16 protein-coding genes are annotated in these 16,821 nt (G+C 70.9%); 13 read left to right on the top strand and 3 right to left on the bottom strand.

What is annotated here, in order from left to right; genetic code table 11:
* Window positions 1-25: 25 nt before the first annotated feature.
* The 12 genes from ACFQ79_RS14495 to ACFQ79_RS14440 all read left to right on the top strand — a co-directional run bounded on the left by ACFQ79_RS14495 (window position 26) and on the right by ACFQ79_RS14440 (window position 13,978).
* Entirely contained in the window at window positions 26-1,315 is a 1,290-nt protein-coding gene (locus tag ACFQ79_RS14495; protein WP_383582885.1) for a DUF6716 putative glycosyltransferase, read from the top strand.
* Window positions 1,315-2,499 (top strand): cytidylyltransferase domain-containing protein, encoded by a 1,185-nt coding sequence (locus tag ACFQ79_RS14490; RefSeq protein WP_383582882.1) that lies wholly within the window; start codon window positions 1,315-1,317, stop codon window positions 2,497-2,499. The genes ACFQ79_RS14495 and ACFQ79_RS14490 overlap by 1 nt, the downstream gene beginning before the upstream one ends.
* An 11-nt stretch (window positions 2,500-2,510) precedes the next feature.
* The gene (locus tag ACFQ79_RS14485; RefSeq protein WP_383582879.1) at window positions 2,511-3,404 is read left to right on the top strand and encodes an N-acetylneuraminate synthase family protein; all 894 of its coding nucleotides are present in this window, start codon (window positions 2,511-2,513) and stop codon (window positions 3,402-3,404) included.
* Complete coding sequence (locus ACFQ79_RS14480) at window positions 3,401-4,621, top strand: hypothetical protein (protein WP_383582876.1); 1,221 nt, start codon at window positions 3,401-3,403, stop codon at window positions 4,619-4,621. The genes ACFQ79_RS14485 and ACFQ79_RS14480 overlap by 4 nt, the downstream gene beginning before the upstream one ends.
* Before the next feature lie 116 nt (window positions 4,622-4,737).
* Window positions 4,738-5,958: an amidohydrolase gene (locus ACFQ79_RS14475; protein ID WP_383582873.1), complete on the top strand. Its 1,221-nt coding sequence runs from the start codon at window positions 4,738-4,740 to the stop codon at window positions 5,956-5,958.
* 304 nt (window positions 5,959-6,262) lie between these two features.
* The gene (locus ACFQ79_RS14470) at window positions 6,263-7,321 is read left to right on the top strand and encodes a BMP family protein (protein ID WP_383582870.1); all 1,059 of its coding nucleotides are present in this window, start codon (window positions 6,263-6,265) and stop codon (window positions 7,319-7,321) included.
* 106 nt (window positions 7,322-7,427) lie between these two features.
* Entirely contained in the window at window positions 7,428-9,140 is a 1,713-nt protein-coding gene (locus ACFQ79_RS14465) for an ABC transporter ATP-binding protein (RefSeq protein WP_383582868.1), read from the top strand.
* A complete protein-coding gene (locus ACFQ79_RS14460; protein WP_383582866.1) occupies window positions 9,137-10,255 on the top strand; it encodes an ABC transporter permease in 1,119 nt (372 codons plus the stop codon). The genes ACFQ79_RS14465 and ACFQ79_RS14460 overlap by 4 nt, the downstream gene beginning before the upstream one ends.
* Window positions 10,252-11,514: an ABC transporter permease gene (locus tag ACFQ79_RS14455; protein WP_383582864.1), complete on the top strand. Its 1,263-nt coding sequence runs from the start codon at window positions 10,252-10,254 to the stop codon at window positions 11,512-11,514. Before ACFQ79_RS14460 ends, ACFQ79_RS14455 begins: the two co-directional genes overlap by 4 nt.
* Entirely contained in the window at window positions 11,511-11,915 is a 405-nt protein-coding gene (locus ACFQ79_RS14450) for a cytidine deaminase (RefSeq protein ID WP_383582861.1), read from the top strand. The genes ACFQ79_RS14455 and ACFQ79_RS14450 overlap by 4 nt, the downstream gene beginning before the upstream one ends.
* An 80-nt stretch (window positions 11,916-11,995) precedes the next feature.
* Window positions 11,996-13,273, top strand: a complete 1,278-nt coding sequence (locus tag ACFQ79_RS14445; RefSeq protein WP_383582858.1) for a thymidine phosphorylase — start codon at window positions 11,996-11,998, stop codon at window positions 13,271-13,273.
* Between the two features lie 117 nt (window positions 13,274-13,390).
* Entirely contained in the window at window positions 13,391-13,978 is a 588-nt protein-coding gene (locus ACFQ79_RS14440; RefSeq protein WP_073910193.1) for a Uma2 family endonuclease, read from the top strand.
* Here ACFQ79_RS14440 and ACFQ79_RS14435 read toward each other — a convergent pair.
* Window positions 13,971-14,630 (bottom strand): HAD family hydrolase, encoded by a 660-nt coding sequence (locus ACFQ79_RS14435; protein ID WP_383582854.1) that lies wholly within the window; start codon window positions 14,628-14,630, stop codon window positions 13,971-13,973. The genes ACFQ79_RS14440 and ACFQ79_RS14435 overlap by 8 nt on opposite strands.
* A gap of 65 nt (window positions 14,631-14,695) precedes the next feature.
* Between ACFQ79_RS14435 and ACFQ79_RS14430 the strand changes: the two genes are divergently transcribed.
* Window positions 14,696-14,971 carry an STAS domain-containing protein gene (locus ACFQ79_RS14430; RefSeq protein WP_383582850.1) on the top strand — a complete coding sequence of 92 codons (276 nt, stop codon included), beginning with the start codon at window positions 14,696-14,698 and terminating at the stop codon, window positions 14,969-14,971.
* Between the two features lie 26 nt (window positions 14,972-14,997).
* Here ACFQ79_RS14430 and ACFQ79_RS14425 read toward each other — a convergent pair whose 3' ends face one another.
* Both ACFQ79_RS14425 and ACFQ79_RS14420 read right to left on the bottom strand, forming a co-directional pair.
* Window positions 14,998-15,969 carry a sigma-70 family RNA polymerase sigma factor gene (locus ACFQ79_RS14425; protein ID WP_383582848.1) on the bottom strand — a complete coding sequence of 324 codons (972 nt, stop codon included), beginning with the start codon at window positions 15,967-15,969 and terminating at the stop codon, window positions 14,998-15,000.
* A gap of 84 nt (window positions 15,970-16,053) precedes the next feature.
* Entirely contained in the window at window positions 16,054-16,761 is a 708-nt protein-coding gene (locus ACFQ79_RS14420) for a L,D-transpeptidase (protein WP_383582846.1), read from the bottom strand.
* Between the last annotated feature and the right edge of the window lie 60 nt (window positions 16,762-16,821).

Here is a 16,821-nt window from a genome sequence, read left to right as displayed (position 1 = left end):
GGAATGCCCTTCTAGCGTCCTCGGCGTGCCAGCAAGTACCAGAGAAGCGGTACGGGTCGCCGTACTCGCCGACTCCGACACCCGGTGGAAATGGGGCGCCCTCACGGCGCGCCGCATCACCACGGCGACCGCCGAACCCACCGGATTCGTCCTGCGCGGACGGGCAACCCCCACCGAACGCCAGCTCGCCGAGACCGGGGTGTCCACCACCACCCCCCGCGAGGTGACGGGCGCGGAGTTCCTGCGCGCGGTACGGGACGCGGAGACGCGCGGCGAGGGATACGACGTCGTCGTCCTCGCTCTCGTCGGCGGCACCGTGAGGGCCGTCCTCCAGGGTCTCGCCGACCTGGGCCTCGCACGGCGTCCCGTGGTCGTCACCGGCTATGTCGGCGTCGTCTACGAGAAGCTGACCGACGGTCTGCTGCTGCGCCACGGCGCCGACGTCGTCCTCGCCAACTCCCGTCACGACGCGGAGCGCTTCCGTGCCGTGTACGAAGGAGTGGGCGCCGGGGCCGACTCGGTCGTCGAGGCGGCACTGCCCTTCCTGGGGGGCGCCCCGTACACCCCGGAAGCCGGCCGCGACACCCTGGTCTTCGCCGCCCAGCCGTCCGTACCGGTCACCCGGGCCGATCGCGCCTACGTGCTGCGGCGGCTGATCGAGCACGCCCGGCTCCACCCGGGCCGCGAGGTGCTCCTCAAGCTCCGCTCCAAGCCGGGCGAACACACCACGCACCTGGAGGAGTACCCGTTCCAGAAGCTGGTCCGCGAGCTCGACCCGCCGCCCAACTTCAAGCTCGTGTACGGGCACATGGGCGAGGTCCTCGACCGCACCGACCTGCTGGTGACCGTCTCCTCGACGGCCGCCCTCGAAGCCCTCCACCGGCGCATCCCCACCGCGATCCTCACCGACCTCGGGGTCCGCGAGGTCCTCGGCAACCACCACTTCGTCGGCTCCGGACTGCTCGCCTCCTTCGACCGGCTCGACAAGGGGCTCGCCCCGACGCCCGACGAGACCTGGCTCGCCCGGCAGGGCGTCGCGTCCGACGGCTCGTACGGCGCGGCCTTCGACGCCGCCCGCGACCGGGTCACCGAGCTCCTGGCGCTCCCCGCGCTCCCCCCGATCACCCCCTACTACACCACGGAGACGGCGCCCGGCTACCTGCCCGGGATCCTCGCCCGCCACCGCCTGGACGTCACCGCCCCGGAGCCCCGCGAGAGCGGCCTCCGCAGGGTCGTCCGGGAGGCCGCGCGGGGCGCGTACCGCCACGGCGTGCAACGCGTCGCCCCCGTCATCCGCCGTCTGGGAGAACTCTGATGACCACCACCGTGCTCGCCGTGATCCCCGCGAGGGGCGGTTCGAAGGGCGTGCCCGCCAAGAACCTCGCCCCGGTGGCCGGAGTCCCCCTGGTCGCCCGCGCCGTCCGGGCCTGCCTCGGCGCCCGTCCCGTCACCCACGTCGTGGTCTCCACCGACGACGCCGGCATCGCGGCCGCCGCCCGCACCGCGGGGGCCGAGGCCGTGCAGCGCCCCGCCGAGATCGCCGGCGACACCGCCACCAGCGAGGCCGCGGTCCTGCACGCCATGGACGCCTTCGAGGCCGCTCACGGCCGCCCGGCGGACGTGGTCCTCCTCGTCCAGTGCACCAGCCCCTTCCTCAGCTCCGCCGAGGTCGCCGAGACCGTCGAGCGCATCACCTCCGGTGCCGCCGACACGGCCTTCACCGCCGCCCCGTCGCACGGCTTCCTCTGGCGCGAGACGGTCGAGGACGGCGCCACCGGCGTCAACCACGACAAGGCGCACCGCCCCCGCCGCCAGGACCGGGAGCCCGAGTACCTGGAGACCGGCGCCGTCTACGCGATGGACGCGGCCGGCTTCCGTACCCACAGGCACCGCTTCTTCGGCCGTACGGCGCTCGTCGTCACCGACCCCGCCCGGGTCCTGGAGATCGACGACCCGCACGACCTGGCCCGCGCCCGCGTGCTCGCGCCGCTCCTCGACACCCCGGCCACCCCCGGCTTCGCGGACATCGACGCCGTCGTCCTCGACTTCGACGGCACGCAGACCGACGACCGGGTCCACCTGGACGCCGAGGGACGCGAGTTCGTCTCCGCGCACCGCGGCGACGGCCTCGGCATCGCCGCCCTGCGCCGCGCCGGACTGCCCGTCCTCATCCTCTCCACCGAGCAGAACGCCGTCGTCGCCGCCCGCGCCCGCAAGCTCAAGATCCCCGTCCTGCACGGCATCGACCGCAAGGACCGGGCCCTCAAGGAGTGGTGCGAGGCCGAGGGCATCGACCCGCAGCGCGTGCTCTACGCCGGAAACGACGTCAACGACCTTCCCTGCTTCCACCTCGTCGGCTGGCCCGTCGCGGTGAGCAGCGCACACGACTCCGTACGGGCCGCGGCCCGCGCGGTCACCGTCACCCCGGGTGGCTCGGGGGCGATCCGCGAGATCGCCGCCTGGCTCCTCGGACCCGAGCTCGACACCCCCAACTCCTAAGGACCGGCACCATGAACACCCGTATCCGCACCCTCGGCGACAAGACCGCAGGCCCGGGCCACTCCGTCTACATCACCGGCGAGATCGGCATCAACCACAACGGTGACCTCGACAACGCGTTCGCGCTGATCGACGTGGCCGCCGAAGCCGGCTGCGACGCCGTCAAGTTCCAGAAGCGCACCCCCGAGATCTGCACCCCGCGCGACCAGTGGGACATCGAGCGGGACACCCCCTGGGGCCGGATGACGTACATCGACTACCGCCACCGCGTCGAGTTCGACGAGACCCAGTACCGCGCCATCGACGAGCACTGCAAGAAGCGCGGCATCGACTGGTTCGCCTCCCCGTGGGACACCGAGGCCGTCGCCTTCCTCGAGAAGTTCGACGTCCCGGCCCACAAGGTCGCCTCGGCCTCCCTCACCGACGACGAGCTGCTGCGCTCGCTGCGCGCCACCGGCCGCACGGTCATCCTCTCCACCGGCATGTCGACGCCGGAGCAGATCCGTCACGCCGTCGAGGTCCTCGGCAGCGCGAACATCCTGCTCTGCCACGCCACCTCGACCTACCCGGCCAAGGCCGAGGAGCTCAACCTGCGCGTCATCCAGACCCTGCAGGAGGAGTACCCCAACGTCCCGATCGGCTACTCCGGCCACGAGACCGGCCTCCAGACCACGCTGGCCGCCGTCGCCCTCGGCGCCACCTTCGTCGAGCGTCACATCACCCTCGACCGCGCCATGTGGGGCTCCGACCAGGCCGCCTCCGTCGAGCCCCAGGGCCTGCAGCGCCTGGTCCGCGACATCCGCACCATCGAGGCCGCCCTCGGCGACGGCGTCAAGAAGGTCTACGAGTCGGAGCTCGGCCCGATGAAGAAGCTCCGCCGGGTCCAGGGCCTCGTCGCCGCATGACCGGGCAGCTGGCGTTCGTCGAGAGCCCGGTCCAGCTCCTCAACGTCCTGGAATGGGCGCACACCCAGGCTCCCGCCACGGGTGCGCCCTCCGCGGCGCCCGCCGGCACGCACGGCGCGGCGGACGCCGTGCCCGCCGGCGCGGTCACCCCGGCGCCCGACTCCGCGGACGCCGGTGCGTCCGCGGGGGCGCCCCGCTCGACGAACGCCGCCCAGGGTGCGGCACGGCCCGCACCCGCCCTGACGGTCGTCGTCCTCTCGCCGACCGACCCCATGTCGCGGGGCCAGCTGCGCCGGATGGCCCAGCTGGCCCGCGACGAGGGCCTCACCGTCCACTGGCAGGAGGCCCGCGGCGGCCGGGGCTCGCTCGTCCGCACCCTGCGGGAGCTCGCCCGGCCGCTGCGCTCGGCGGAGCGGGTGATCATCGGGGACCCGTTCTCCCGGTACGTCCAGCTCCTCCTCACCCTCTTCGCCCCCCGGCACCTGACCGTGGTCGACGACGGCACCGCCACCATGGAGTACGCCGCCCAGGTCGGCCGCGGCGAGCGGCTGGTGCGCTGGCACCGCAGGAGCCGCGGCCTCGACCCGCGCGAGGTGGTGCTCGCCCCGGTGACCCTGCTCGCCAAGAAGCGCCTCGCCCCGGCCTCCGGCCGTACGGTCGAGATCTTCACCTCGCTGCCCGTCGAGGCCCCCGAGGGCATCACGGTCACCGAGAACTCCTACGCCTGGACCCGGTCCCGCTTCGGCCCGCCGCTGCTCACCGGCGGCGCGGACCTGGTGGGGACCTCGCTGGTGGAGACGGGGGTGGTCGACGCCGACCACTACGACCGGGTGGTGGCGGAGCTCGCCCGCACCCACGGCGCCACCCGCTACTTCGCGCACCGCAGGGAGAGCGCCGAGAAGCTGCACCGGATCGCGGTCGAGACGGGCCTCCAGGTGGTCCGCCCGGAGCTGCCCCTGGAGCTGATCGCCCGCCGCGGACCCATCGGGCGTACGGTCGTCAGCTTCCCGTCCACGGTCGTGCACACCCTGCCGCTGGCCCTCGCCGGCACCGGGGTGAAGGTCGCGGTCTGCGAGATCTCGCCCGAGTGGCTGCGGGCCACCGCCTCCCCGCGGGCCCAGGGCTTCCTGTCCGGGGTGACGGGCACGGCGGCCCACGAGGTCGACCGGCTCACCTCCCGGGCGGCAACCCAGACCGATCGGCTCGAATTCGGCTGAGCGTACCCATATGGAACGGGCTTCATGCCTGTCGAACCGAGATTCTTTCCCCTAACGGGCTGAACTTTTTGTGATCAACGGGCAGTTGACCTCTCTTGAGGCCTACCCTTCAAAGGGTGAACCAGTTGAAGTCCCGTGAGCCAGGCTCCGTCACCCTGCCCGGAACGCTGTCCGAACCCCTGCGCGTCGAACTGATCGCGTTCCGCAGGGACTTGCACATGCACCCGGAGCTCGGGAACCAGGAGTTCCGTACGACCGCCGCGCTCAAGGCCCGCCTGGAGGCGGCCGGCCTCGCGCCGAAGGTCCTGCCGGGCGGCACCGGGCTCATCTGTGACATCGGCACCCCGGACCCCGCGCGGCCGATGCTCGCGATCCGCGCCGACCTCGACGCGCTGCCCATCCCCGACGTCAAGACCGTCGCCTATCACTCCACCGTGGCCAACCGCGCCCACGCCTGCGGACACGACGTCCACACCACCACCGTCCTCGGCGCCGGACTCGTCCTCGCCGAGCTCGACCGCCAGGGCCTCCTCCCGGCCGCCGTGCGGCTGCTCTTCCAGCCCGCCGAAGAGGTCCTCCCCGGCGGCGCCGCCGACGCCGTCGAAGCGGGTGTCCTGGACGGGGTCGGCCGGATCATCGCCGTGCACTGCGACCCCAGGGTGGACGCCGGGAAGATCGGGCTCCGCCCCGGCCCCATCACCTCCGCCTGCGACCGTCTCGAGGTCACCCTCGACGGGCCCGGCGGCCACACCGCCCGCCCGCACCTCACCACCGACCTCGTCACCGCCGCCGCCCGGGTCGCCGTCGACGTCCCCGCCGTCCTGTCCCGCCGCGTCGACGCCCGCTCGGGGCTCTCGGTCACCTGGGGCCGCATCGAGTCCGGCCACGCCTGCAACGTCATCCCGCAGCACGCCGAGCTCTCCGGCACCGTCCGCTGCCTCGACCTGCCCACCTGGCGCGAGGCGCCCGACCTGGTGCACGCGGCCATCGACGAGATCGCGACCCTGCACCGGGCCAAGTCGACCGTCACCTATGTGCGCGGTGTGCCGCCGGTCGTCAACGACCCGGCCGTCACGGAGCTGCTCCAGGCCGCGATGACCGCCCGTCGCGGACCGTATGCGATCGAGGACACCGAGCAGAGCCTCGGCGGCGAGGACTTCTCCTGGTACCTGGAGCACGTGCCCGGCGCCATGGCCCGCCTCGGCGTCCGCACCCCCGGCGACACCCGTGTCCGCGACCTCCACGCCGGCGACTTCGACGTGGACGAGCGCTGCATCGAGGCCGGGGTGGAGCTCTTCACCGCCGCGGCGCTGCTCGACGCGGCACCAAAGCGCTGATTTCAGGCCAAACGGCAGCCTTGGTTCCGGCCGGGCGGACCCTTCGTCCGTCCGGCCGACCGATGTCCTCCCTTCGGTCCAACGGCCCGGCGTGGCGCCCTCGGACCCCCTTCCCGGCGCCCGGACCCGGAGATATAACTCGCGGTACCGGGCCGAACGCCCCCGGTCGCCCCGACTGGCCGGTTCGCGACGATCCGATAACGACTCATGAACGGGTCTTTAACTGACATCTACGCGCGTTACGATCGCCGCGAAACCAGCGCCGGAAGAGGCGCTTTCGGTCAGTCTTGAAGGGACCCTCCTCTTGCGCCGGATCACCAGGATCACGACCGTGGGCATCGCCTCCGCGGCGCTCGCCCTCTCCGCCACCGCGTGTGGCAAGTCTTCGACGGACTCCGGCTCCAGCCCGAGCTCGAGCGCGAAGGCCACGAAGGCCGCCATCGCGTACGACATCGGCGGCCGTGGCGACCAGTCCTTCAACGACGCCGCCTACGCGGGCCTCAAGAAGGCCGAGGACGAGCTCGGCGTCAAGGGCGCCGAGGCCGAGCCCTCCGAGGGTGAGGGCGACGCCGACAAGGTGCAGCGCCTGACCGCTCTCGCCCGCGCCGGGAACAACCCGGTCATCGGTGTCGGCTTCGCCTACGCCCCGGCCATCGAGAAGGTCGCCAAGGCCTACCCGAAGACCACCTTCGGCCTCATCGACGACACGTCGAAGACCGGCCCGAACATCGCCAACCTCGTCTTCAACGAGGAGCAGGGCTCCTACCTGGCCGGCGTCGCCGCCGCCAAGGCGTCCAAGACCGGCACGGTCGGCTTCATCGGCGGTGTCGAGGTTCCGCTGATCAAGAAGTTCGAGGCGGGCTTCGCGCAGGGCGTCAAGGACACCAACCCCAAGGCGAAGGTGCTCGTCCAGTACCTGACCCAGCCGCCGAACTTCGACGGCTTCTCGAAGCCCGACCTCGGCAAGGCCGCCGCGGAGGGCCAGCTCGACAAGGGCGCCGACGTGATCTACGCCGCCGCCGGTCTGGCCGGCTCCGGCGCGATCGAGGCCGCCTCCGCCGCCGGCAAGTGGGCGATCGGTGTCGACTCCGACCAGTACAACCAGCCGGGTCTGGCCTCCTACAAGGACGCCATCCTGACCTCGGTCACCAAGGACGTCTCGGACTCCGTCTTCAACGTCATCAAGTCGGTCCAGGACGGCAAGCCGCAGTCCGGTGAGGTCCGCTACGGCCTCGCCACGGACGGCGTCGCCCTCGCCGACTCCAACCCGAAGTACAAGGAGATGAAGGACCTCATCGCCGCGGTGGACAAGGCGAAGAAGGAAATCATCGACGGCAAGATCACGGTCAAGACCGCTCCGTAAGGACGCACTGGTCAACGACCCAAGGCCCGGCAGCGGTGGCACCCCCATCGTTGCCGGGCCCCATTCCCGTACGGGTTTTCACTTTTCGGCAGCGCTACGCGTGTAGATGTCTCCCTGGCACGATAACTTCACCCCGCCCTGCCCTCCCGCTCCCACTCCTTCCGGCCAAGGAGAGTGCGTCATCAACGCGTCCAGCCCCCCTGCCGTAGAACTGCACGGCATCACCAAGCGATTCCCCGGCGTCGTCGCCAACAAGGACATCGCGATCACAGTCCGCAAGGGCACTGTGCACGCCCTCATCGGCGAGAACGGTGCCGGCAAGTCGACCCTCATGAAGATCCTCTACGGCATGCAGAAGCCGGACGAGGGCACCATCGCGGTCGACGGCCAGCAGGTCACCTTCTCCAGCCCCGGTGACGCCATCGCGCGCGGCATCGGCATGGTGCACCAGCACTTCATGCTCGCCGACAACCTCACCGTCCTGGAGAACGTCGTCCTCGGCGGCGAGAAGCTCTACGGCATCGGCGCCAAGGCGCGGAAGAAGATCCAGGAGATCTCCGACGCGTACGGCCTCGGGGTCCGCCCCGACGCCCTCGTCGAGGACCTCGGTGTCGCCGACCGCCAGCGTGTGGAGATCCTCAAGGTCCTCTACCGCGGCGCCAAGATCCTCATCCTCGACGAGCCGACCGCGGTGCTCGTCCCGCAGGAGGTCGACGCGCTCTTCGACAACCTGCGCGAGCTCAAGTCCGAGGGCCTGACCGTCATCTTCATCTCGCACAAGCTGGGCGAGGTCCTGAAGGTCGCCGACGACATCACCGTCATCCGCCGGGGCACCACCGTCGGCACCGCCGACCCGAAGACCGCCACCACCAAGCAGCTCGCCGAGCTGATGGTCGGCAGCGAGCTGCCCTCGCCGGAGACCCGCGAGTCGACGGTCACCACCGTCCCGATGCTCCAGGTCCGGAACCTGACGCTGACCGAGGCCGGCGCCGTCGCCGCCGCCCCGCTGACCAGCGCCGCTCCGCCGGACCCGGCGAAGACCGTCGTCGTGCTCGAGGAGACCGCCGAGGGCCGCAAGCTCCTCGACGACATCTCCCTCACGATCCACAAGGGCGAGATCCTCGGCATCGCCGGTGTCGAGGGCAACGGCCAGACCGAGCTCATCGAGACCCTCATGGGCATGGCCACCCCCGACTCGGGCGTCATCACCCTCGACGGCGTGGACATCTCCAAGGTCTCGGTGCGCAAGCGCCGCGAGGGCGGCATCGGCTACATCCCCGAGGACCGTCACCGCCACGGCCTGCTCCTCGAAGCGCCCCTCTGGGAGAACCGCATCCTCGGCCATGTCTCCGAGGCGCCCAACTCCAAGCGGGGCATCCTCGACCCGAAGGCCGCCCGCAAGGACACCGAGCGGATCGTCCGCGAGTACGACGTGCGCACCCCCGGCATCGACGTCACCGCGGCCTCCCTCTCCGGCGGCAACCAGCAGAAGCTGATCGTCGGCCGCGAGATGAGCCACGCGCCCAAGTTCCTGATCGCCGCCCACCCCACCCGCGGTGTGGACGTCGGCGCGCAGGCGCAGATCTGGGACGCGATCCGGGACGCCCGCCGCGAGGGTCTCGCGGTGCTGCTGATCTCCGCCGACCTGGACGAGCTGATCGGCCTCTCCGACACCCTCCGGGTCATGTACCGCGGCAAGCTCGTCGCGGACGCCGACCCCGCCACCATCACGCCCGAGCAGCTGGGCTCCGCCATGACCGGCGCGGCCAGCGGCCAGCTCGAAGGCGCAGAGCAGCCCGAAGACGGTGACGCCCGATGATGAAGTTCGACAAGGACAAGTTGATCCTGGGCGCGGCGGGACCGGTGCTCGCCCTGGTCACCTCGTTCGTGCTCACCGTCCTGGTGCTGCTCGCGACGGGCCTCGACCCGATCGAGCCGATCACGCTGATGATCGACAACGCCGGGTTCGCCGACATCCAGGTCCTGATCGTCAACCAGACGGGGATCTACTACCTGGCGGCCCTGGCTGTGGCCGTCGGCTTCCGGATGAACCTGTTCAACATCGGTGTCGACGGCCAGTACCGGCTCGCCGCGATGGTCTCGGCCCTCGTCGGCGCCTCGATCGAGCTGCCCGGCCCGCTGCACATCCTCGTGATCGTGCTCGTCGCGATGTTCACCGGCGCCTTCTGGGCCGGCATCGCCGGCGTCCTGAAGACCACCCGCGGTGTCTCCGAGGTCGTCTCGACGATCATGCTGAACGCCATCGCGACCTCGCTGGTGGCCTGGCTGATCCTGCCGAAGAACTTCGGCGTCCAGCCGGAGGGCTCGAACAACCTCACCACCGGTGAGATCTCCGAGTCCGGCTGGTTCCCCGGCATCGACATGGGCGAGGGCAACGGAGTCATCTACGGCTTCACGTTCGTCGCGCTCGCGCTCGGCGTCGTCTACTGGTTCGTCCTCAACCGCACCCGGTTCGGCTTCGACCTGCGCGCCACCGGCGCCAGCGAGTCCGCCGCCCAGGCCAGCGGCGTCGACGCCAAGAAGATGATCCTCACCTCGATGCTGCTCTCGGGCGCGCTGGCCGGCCTCGCCGGCATGCCGACGCTGCTCGGCGAGTCCCACACGTACAGCCTCGACTTCCCCGTCGGTGTCGGCTTCACCGCCATCACCATCGCGCTGCTCGGCCGGAACCACCCGGTCGGCATCTTCTTCGCGGCCCTGCTCTTCGCGTTCCTCGACAAGGCCTCCTCGTCGCTGGACACCGAGGGCTACCCGAAGGAGATCACCAAGATCATGCAGGGCATCATCGTGATCGCCGTGGTCGTCTCGTACGAGCTCGTCCGCCGTTACGGCCTCCGCCGCCAGCAGCAGAAGGTCGGCGAGGAACTCGCCGCCGGCGGCGCCATCAAGACCGACAAGGAGGTCTCGGCATGAGCACCGGCACTGTCACCAAGCCGAGCGCCGCGCCCAAGGGCGGCGGACGCCGCAAGCTCACCCTGCCGTGGATCATGCTGATCGTCGCGGCCGGTCTCCTGCTCTTCTCCTTCGTCCGGGCCGTCTCCGGGGCCAACGACCTCACCTCGGTGGGTCAGGTCTCGGGTGCGCTCAAGCTCGCCGTGCCGATCGGTCTCGCCGGTCTCGGCGGTCTGTGGGCCGAGCGCGCGGGCGTCGTCAACATCGGCCTCGAAGGCATGATGGTGCTCGGCACCTGGTTCGGCGCCTGGGCCGGATACCAGTGGGGCCCCTGGACGGGCGTCCTCGTCGGTCTCCTCGGCGGTGCGCTCGGCGGTCTGCTGCACGCGATCATCACCGTCACGTTCAACGTGAACCACATCGTCTCCGGTGTGGCGGTCAACATCCTCGCGGTCGGCTTCACCCAGTACCTGTCGAACTTCACGTTCGCCGAGGCCGAGGGCGGCTCCTCCAAGCAGTCCCCCCGCATCGACGAGATCTACGAGATCACCGTGCCGGGTCTTTCCGACTGGCTGACCGATCTCCAGGGCAAGCACTGGTTCTTCATCTCCGACGTGGCCGGCATCCTCGGCGGCCTCGTGACGAACCTGTCGCTCCTGACGATCGTCGCCCTGCTGCTGATCCCGGCCACCTGGTGGCTGCTCTGGCGCACCGCCTTCGGTCTGCGCCTGCGCTCCTGCGGTGAGAACCCGGTCGCGGCCGAGTCCCTCGGCGTGAACGTCTACAAGTACAAGTACATCGCCGTCACCGTCTCCGGCGCCCTCGCGGGCCTCGGCGGCGCGTTCCTCGCGATCGTCTCCACCGGCATCTACCAGGAGGGCCAGACCGGCGGCCGCGGCTACATCGGTCTCGCCGCGATGATCTTCGGCAACTGGATGCCCGGCGGCATGGCGCTCGGCGCCGGCCTCTTCGGCTTCACCGACAGCCTCAAGCTCCGCGGCGGCGCCGAGAACGTCCACGCGCTGCTGCTGCTCGTCGCCCTGCTCCTGGTGATCGCCGCCCTGTGGCAGCTGTACAAGAAGAAGTACGTGGTCGGCGTGATCTCCGCGGCCTTCGCCGGCGGCTTCTTCCTCTGGTACGCGCTGACCGACGAGGTCCCGAGCCAGTTCGTCGACGCGGCCCCCTACGTCACCACCCTGCTCGTGCTCGCGCTCTCGGCGCAGCGCCTGCGCATGCCGAAGGCGGACGGCCTGCCGTACCGCAAGGGCCAGGGCAAGTGACGACGGCCCTCTCCGAGGCAGACTGGGAGGCCCTGCGGGTCACGGCGCGCGAGGCCATGGCCCGTGCGTACGCCCCGTACTCGGGCTTCCCGGTCGGCGCGGCGGCCCGTGTCGAGGACGGGCGGACGATCTCCGGCTGCAACGTGGAGAACGCCTCGTACGGCCTCAGCCTGTGCGCCGAGTGCGGGCTCGTCTCGGAGCTCCACGCGACCGGCGGCGGGCGCCTCACGCACTTCGTGTGCGTGGACGGCCGGGGCGAGTGCCTGGTGCCGTGCGGCCGCTGCCGGCAGCTGCTGTACGAGTTCGGGGGCCCCGAGCTCGTCCTGGAGACGCCCGCCGGGTTCCTGACCCTCGCCGAGATGCTGCCGCAGGCATTCGGCCCGGACCACCTCGCGAAGTAAACCTCGGAGCGGCCCTTCCGGCACGATGGGAAGGGCCGCTCCTCCTTTCCCCCTCTATGCGCGTAGAAAGAGGCACCACCATGGACGTCATCTCCGTCATCCGCACGAAGCGGGACAAGGGCGAGCTGAGCCCGGAGCAGATCGACTGGGTCATCGACGCCTACACCCGCGGTGCGGTCGCCGACGAGCAGATGTCCGCCCTGGCCATGGCCATCCTGCTGAACGGCATGAACCGCGCGGAGATCGCCCGCTGGACGGCGGCCATGATCGCGAGCGGCGAGCGCATGGAGTTCTCCTCCCTCTCGCGCCCGACCGCCGACAAGCACTCCACCGGCGGTGTCGGCGACAAGATCACCCTCCCGCTCGCCCCGCTCGTCGCCGCCTGCGGCGCGGCCGTCCCGCAGCTCTCCGGCCGCGGTCTCGGTCACACCGGTGGCACGCTCGACAAGCTGGAGTCCATCCCGGGCTGGCGCGCGCTGCTCTCCAACGAGGAGATGCTGCACGTCCTCGACACCACCGGCGCGGTCATCTGCGCGGCGGGCGACGGCCTGGCGCCGGCGGACAAGAAGCTGTACGCGCTCCGCGACGTCACGGGCACGGTGGAGGCGATTCCCCTCATCGCCTCCTCGATCATGTCGAAGAAGATCGCCGAGGGCACCGGCTCCCTGGTCCTCGACGTCAAGGTCGGCACCGGCGCCTTCATGAAGAACATCGAGGACGCCCGTGAGCTCGCCTCCACGATGGTCGGCCTCGGCACCGACAGCGGCGTGAAGACGGTCGCGCTGCTCACCGACATGTCCACCCCGCTCGGCCTCACCGCGGGCAACGCCCTCGAGGTCCGCGAGTCGGTCGAGGTCCTCGCCGGCGGCGGCCCGGCGGACGTCGTCGAGCTGACGATCGCGCTGGCCCGCGAGATGCTCGCGGCGGCCGGCATCAAGGACGCCGACCCGGCGAAGGCGCTGGCCGACGGCTCGGCGATGGACCACTGGCGCCTGATGATCGCGGCCCAGGGCGGCGACCCGGACGCGGCCCTCCCGGTCGCCCGCGAGCAGCACGTCGTCACGGCCCCGTCCTCCGGTGTCCTGACCCGCCTCGACGCCTACGACATCGGCATCGCCGCCTGGCGCCTGGGCGCGGGCCGCGCCCGGAAGGAGGACCCGGTGCAGGCCGGCGCGGGCGTCGAGATCCACGCCAAGCCGGGCGACACGGTGACGGCGGGCCAGCCGCTGGTGACCCTCCACACGGACACCCCGGAGAAGTTCGACTACGCGCTGCAGTCCCTGGGTTCGGCCTGGGACATCGCGGCGCCGGGCACGGAGTTCACCCCGAACCCGATCGTCCTGGACCGCATCGCGTAGTGACCTGATCGCCGCTGGCATGTGCCAGTGACACCTTCGGGTGAACGGGACCGGTGGACCCCCGCCGGTCCCGTTCGGCATGCTGGGATCGGTGACGCACCGATAGAGGAGACCGCCATGAGCGCACTCACCGTCGACCACTCGTCTTATGACCACGGGTGGGACGACCTCGTCCGGATCTGGGAGGAGACGGACGCACCCGAGGGCTGCAAGGTGGAGATCATTGAGGGGATCATCACCGTGTCACCGTCACCGGCCAGCCGTCACAACTCCATCGCCTCGCGAGTGCATCGTCGGCTGGTTCTCGGCATTCCGGAAGAGTGGGGCGTGGTGCAGACGCTAGCGATCGCCGTGCCTGCGCGCAGGGGCATGTTCGTTCCGGACCTCGCCGTTCTTCCCTTCGCGGTGCTCGATGGACCCGGCCAGTACGTGGCAGCCGATGCCGTCGAGCTCGTTGCCGAGGTCACCTCGCCCTCGAACGCGAACCACGATCGCATCAGCAAGGCCGCCGGGTACGCCGCTGCCGGCATCCCGCTCTACCTGTTGATCGACTCATTCGCGTCCGGCGGCCCCACCGTGACCCTCTACGGAGAGCCGAAGGGGGACGTCTACCGAGTCCTCCGTGCCGTGCCGTTCGGGGAGGAGATCCACCTCCCCGCCCCCTTCGACCTCGCCCTCGACACGGCGGAGTTCCCGGTCAGCTGAGCCCAGCCCCCAGCAGCCCCCTCAGCTCCCGCATGTCCTCGAAGACCACCGTCCCCGGACCGGTCAGCCGGGCCGCCGGCGTCAGGCCGCCGGTGTAGCCGAAGGCGCGCATCCCGGCCGCCCGGGCCGCCCGGACGCCGTACGGGCTGTCCTCGACCACCGCGCAGCGCTCCGGCGCGACGCCCATCGCGGCCGCCGCGTGCAGGAAGAGGTCCGGGGCCGGCTTGCCCCGTGCGACGTCGCGGGCGCTGAACATCCGGCCCTCGAAGCGGTCCAGGAGGCCCGCGCGGCCGAGGTTCTTCCGGATCGAGGCGTGGCTGCCGTTGGAGGCGAGGCAGTACGGGACGGCCAGCGCGTCCAGGACGTCCGTGACGCCCTCCACGGCCGTCAGCTCCGCGTCCAGGGCGTCCTCGTACCGCTGCGTGAAGGGCGCCTGCCAGTCGGGCTCCAGCGGGCGGCCCCGGCGCTCCTCCACGATCGCGGTGAGCATGTCGTGCGGGGAGCCGACGAAGTACTCGACCATCTCCGCCTCGGTGAACTCCGCTCCGAGGCTCGCGAACACCTCCCGGTCCACCCGGCAGTAGATCCGCTCGCTGTCCACCAGGACGCCGTCGCAGTCGAAGATCACCAGTTCGGCGGGCTCAAGAGTCATGATCCCGACCCTAAGGCCGAAGCGATCACCGATGAGTTCCGGTCCGAAGGCCGGTCTCAAGCCGTGTGGACACCAGTCGACCGCTCGTCGTGACCCTGACCGCCCGCCCCACCGGGGACGAGGTGGCGCGTCTCTGTGCCGAGCTCGGGGCCGCGCCGCCCGGGGACGTGGTCTGCGAGGTCGGCGCCCTCGCGCCCGCCGACCTCGCCGCCGTCGACGCCCTCGCCCGGCTGAAGCTCGCCGCCGGGCGCCGCGGGCACCGGATCCGGTTCCACGGAGCGGGGCCCGACCTGCGGGCCCTGCTCCTGCTCACCGGTCTCGGCGGGACCCTGGGCCTCTAGCCTCCAGGCCGCCGGATCCCGGGGCCCTACGCCTCCAGCCGGGCCGGCAGGTCGAAGAGCGGGAACCAGCGCTCGGTGTCCAGGAAGAAGTCCATCCCGGCGACCTTGCCGTCCCGGAGTTCCAGGACGATCAGCGCCCACGGGCTGAAGCCGCCCGTCGGGTCCGGGTGGTACTGGGCGAAGGCCGGGGAGCCGTTCGCCACGGTCGGCACCAGCTTCGAGCCCGCGCACACCTCGCCGACGCCCAGCATCCAGCCGACGATGTCGTCGTGCCCCTGGAGCCAGAGGTCGTACGGCGGCATGGACATGGTCGCGTCCTCGTGGAGGAGCGCGGTCAGCGCCTTCATGTCGTAGCCCTCGAACGCGGCGACGTAGCGCTCCAGGAGCGCCTTCTGCTCCTCGTCGAGGGGGTTCGCGGTGTCGGAGGCGGCCGGTGCCTGCTCGGCCAGCGTCGCGCGGGCCCGCTGGAGGGCGCTGTTGACCGAGGCGACGGAGGTGTCGAGGAGCTCGGCGACCTCGCTCGCCTTCCAGGTCAGCACCTCGCGCAGGATGAGCACCGCCCGCTGCTTGGGCGGCAGGTGCTGGAGCGCGGCCACGAACGCCAGCCGCACGGTCTCCCGGGAGACGGCCGTCTCCGCCGGGTCGGCGACCGAGGGCAGCACCCGCCCGTCGGGGACGGGCTCCAGCCAGGTGATCTCGGGCTGCTTCACGAGCTGTGCCTGCGCGACCGGCGTCGGAGAGGTCAGGTCCATCGGCCGTGCCCTCCGGTTGCCCGCGTTCAGCGCGTCCAGGCAGACGTTGGTGGCGATCCGGTAGAGCCAGGACCGCAGGGAGGAGCGTCCTTCGAAGGAGTCGATGGCCTTCCAGGCCCGCACCATGGTGTCCTGTACCGCGTCCTCCGCCTCGAAGGAGGATCCGAGCATCCGGTAGCAGTAACCGGTCAGCTCCCGGCGGTACTTGTCCAGTTGGTCGGTCGTCGCGGCCGCGGCGTCGCTCATCGGGTCCACACCCCACTCACCCCTCGCCGGCACCCGTTCGGTGCCGGTGAGAGGGAAGCTACCGCAGCGGACTGACAGTCGGGGTCAGGTTCCCGGCTTGCGCCCGTAGATGAAGACGTCGTCGCCGTTCTTGAGGAGGCCCCAGTACGCCTTGGCGTCCTTCGACGTCATGTTGACGCAGCCGCCCGAGCCCGGCGGGTTCCACATGGACTTCGTGGTCGAGTGGAAGGCCTGGCCGCCGTCGAAGAACTGCGAGTACGGCATGGAGACGTGGTAGAGCGTCGACCAGTGGTTGATGTTCCGCCAGTAGATCTTCTTCGACCCGGTCCGGGTCTCGGTGCCGTCCTTGCCCGTACGGACCGGCACGGGCCCGTACTTGAGGCGCGAGCCGTCCTGGATCCAGCTGAGCTGGCGGGTGAGGTCGACGCACGCGATCCGGCCCTTGTTGGTCGGACACCTGCGGTCCTTGTTCGGGTTGGACCCCGCCGCCTTCTGCTGGTTCATCGTGTTCATCGTGCGCCAGGTGATCGTCCCGGCGTACCCCGCGCTCGGGGTGATGCCGTGCTTCTTCTGGAAGGCCTGGATGGCCTTGCAGTCGGCGAGCGACTGGCGTCCGTCGGCCGTGCGGCCGAGGAACTTCTCCACCTGCTTCTGGTACGGGCCCGTCGTCACGTTGCAGGACGCCGCCTGCGCCGGAGCCGCACCGAGCGCGATCGTCATCGGCAGCACCAGCGAGGTGAGGCCCGCCGCGAGACCGGCTCGTCTGGCTATGCGACCCGTGATTCTCTTCATGATCGTCAACTCCCCCTTGAGTCCTATCTGTCAGGACGTCCGGGGGAGCGACTCAGTTGC

It is taken from the genome of Streptomyces sp. NPDC056480, assembly GCF_042795405.1.
Lineage (GTDB): Bacteria > Actinomycetota > Actinomycetes > Streptomycetales > Streptomycetaceae > Streptomyces.
This window is presented reverse-complemented; position numbering and strand designations above follow the sequence as displayed.

Coding starts and splice junctions, on each gene's coding strand:
- ACFQ79_RS14490 (WP_383582882.1), top strand. CDS start 1,315: ATGACCACCACCGTGCTCGCCGTGATCCCCGCGAGGGGCGGTTCGAAG.
- ACFQ79_RS14485 (WP_383582879.1), top strand. CDS start 2,511: ATGAACACCCGTATCCGCACCCTCGGCGACAAGACCGCAGGCCCGGGC.
- ACFQ79_RS14480 (WP_383582876.1), top strand. CDS start 3,401: ATGACCGGGCAGCTGGCGTTCGTCGAGAGCCCGGTCCAGCTCCTCAAC.
- ACFQ79_RS14465 (WP_383582868.1), top strand. CDS start 7,428: ATGTCTCCCTGGCACGATAACTTCACCCCGCCCTGCCCTCCCGCTCCC.
- ACFQ79_RS14460 (WP_383582866.1), top strand. CDS start 9,137: ATGATGAAGTTCGACAAGGACAAGTTGATCCTGGGCGCGGCGGGACCG.
- ACFQ79_RS14455 (WP_383582864.1), top strand. CDS start 10,252: ATGAGCACCGGCACTGTCACCAAGCCGAGCGCCGCGCCCAAGGGCGGC.
- ACFQ79_RS14445 (WP_383582858.1), top strand. CDS start 11,996: ATGGACGTCATCTCCGTCATCCGCACGAAGCGGGACAAGGGCGAGCTG.
- ACFQ79_RS14440 (WP_073910193.1), top strand. CDS start 13,391: ATGAGCGCACTCACCGTCGACCACTCGTCTTATGACCACGGGTGGGAC.
- ACFQ79_RS14435 (WP_383582854.1), bottom strand. CDS start 14,630: ATGACTCTTGAGCCCGCCGAACTGGTGATCTTCGACTGCGACGGCGTC.
- ACFQ79_RS14425 (WP_383582848.1), bottom strand. CDS start 15,969: ATGAGCGACGCCGCGGCCGCGACGACCGACCAACTGGACAAGTACCGC.
- ACFQ79_RS14420 (WP_383582846.1), bottom strand. CDS start 16,761: ATGAAGAGAATCACGGGTCGCATAGCCAGACGAGCCGGTCTCGCGGCG.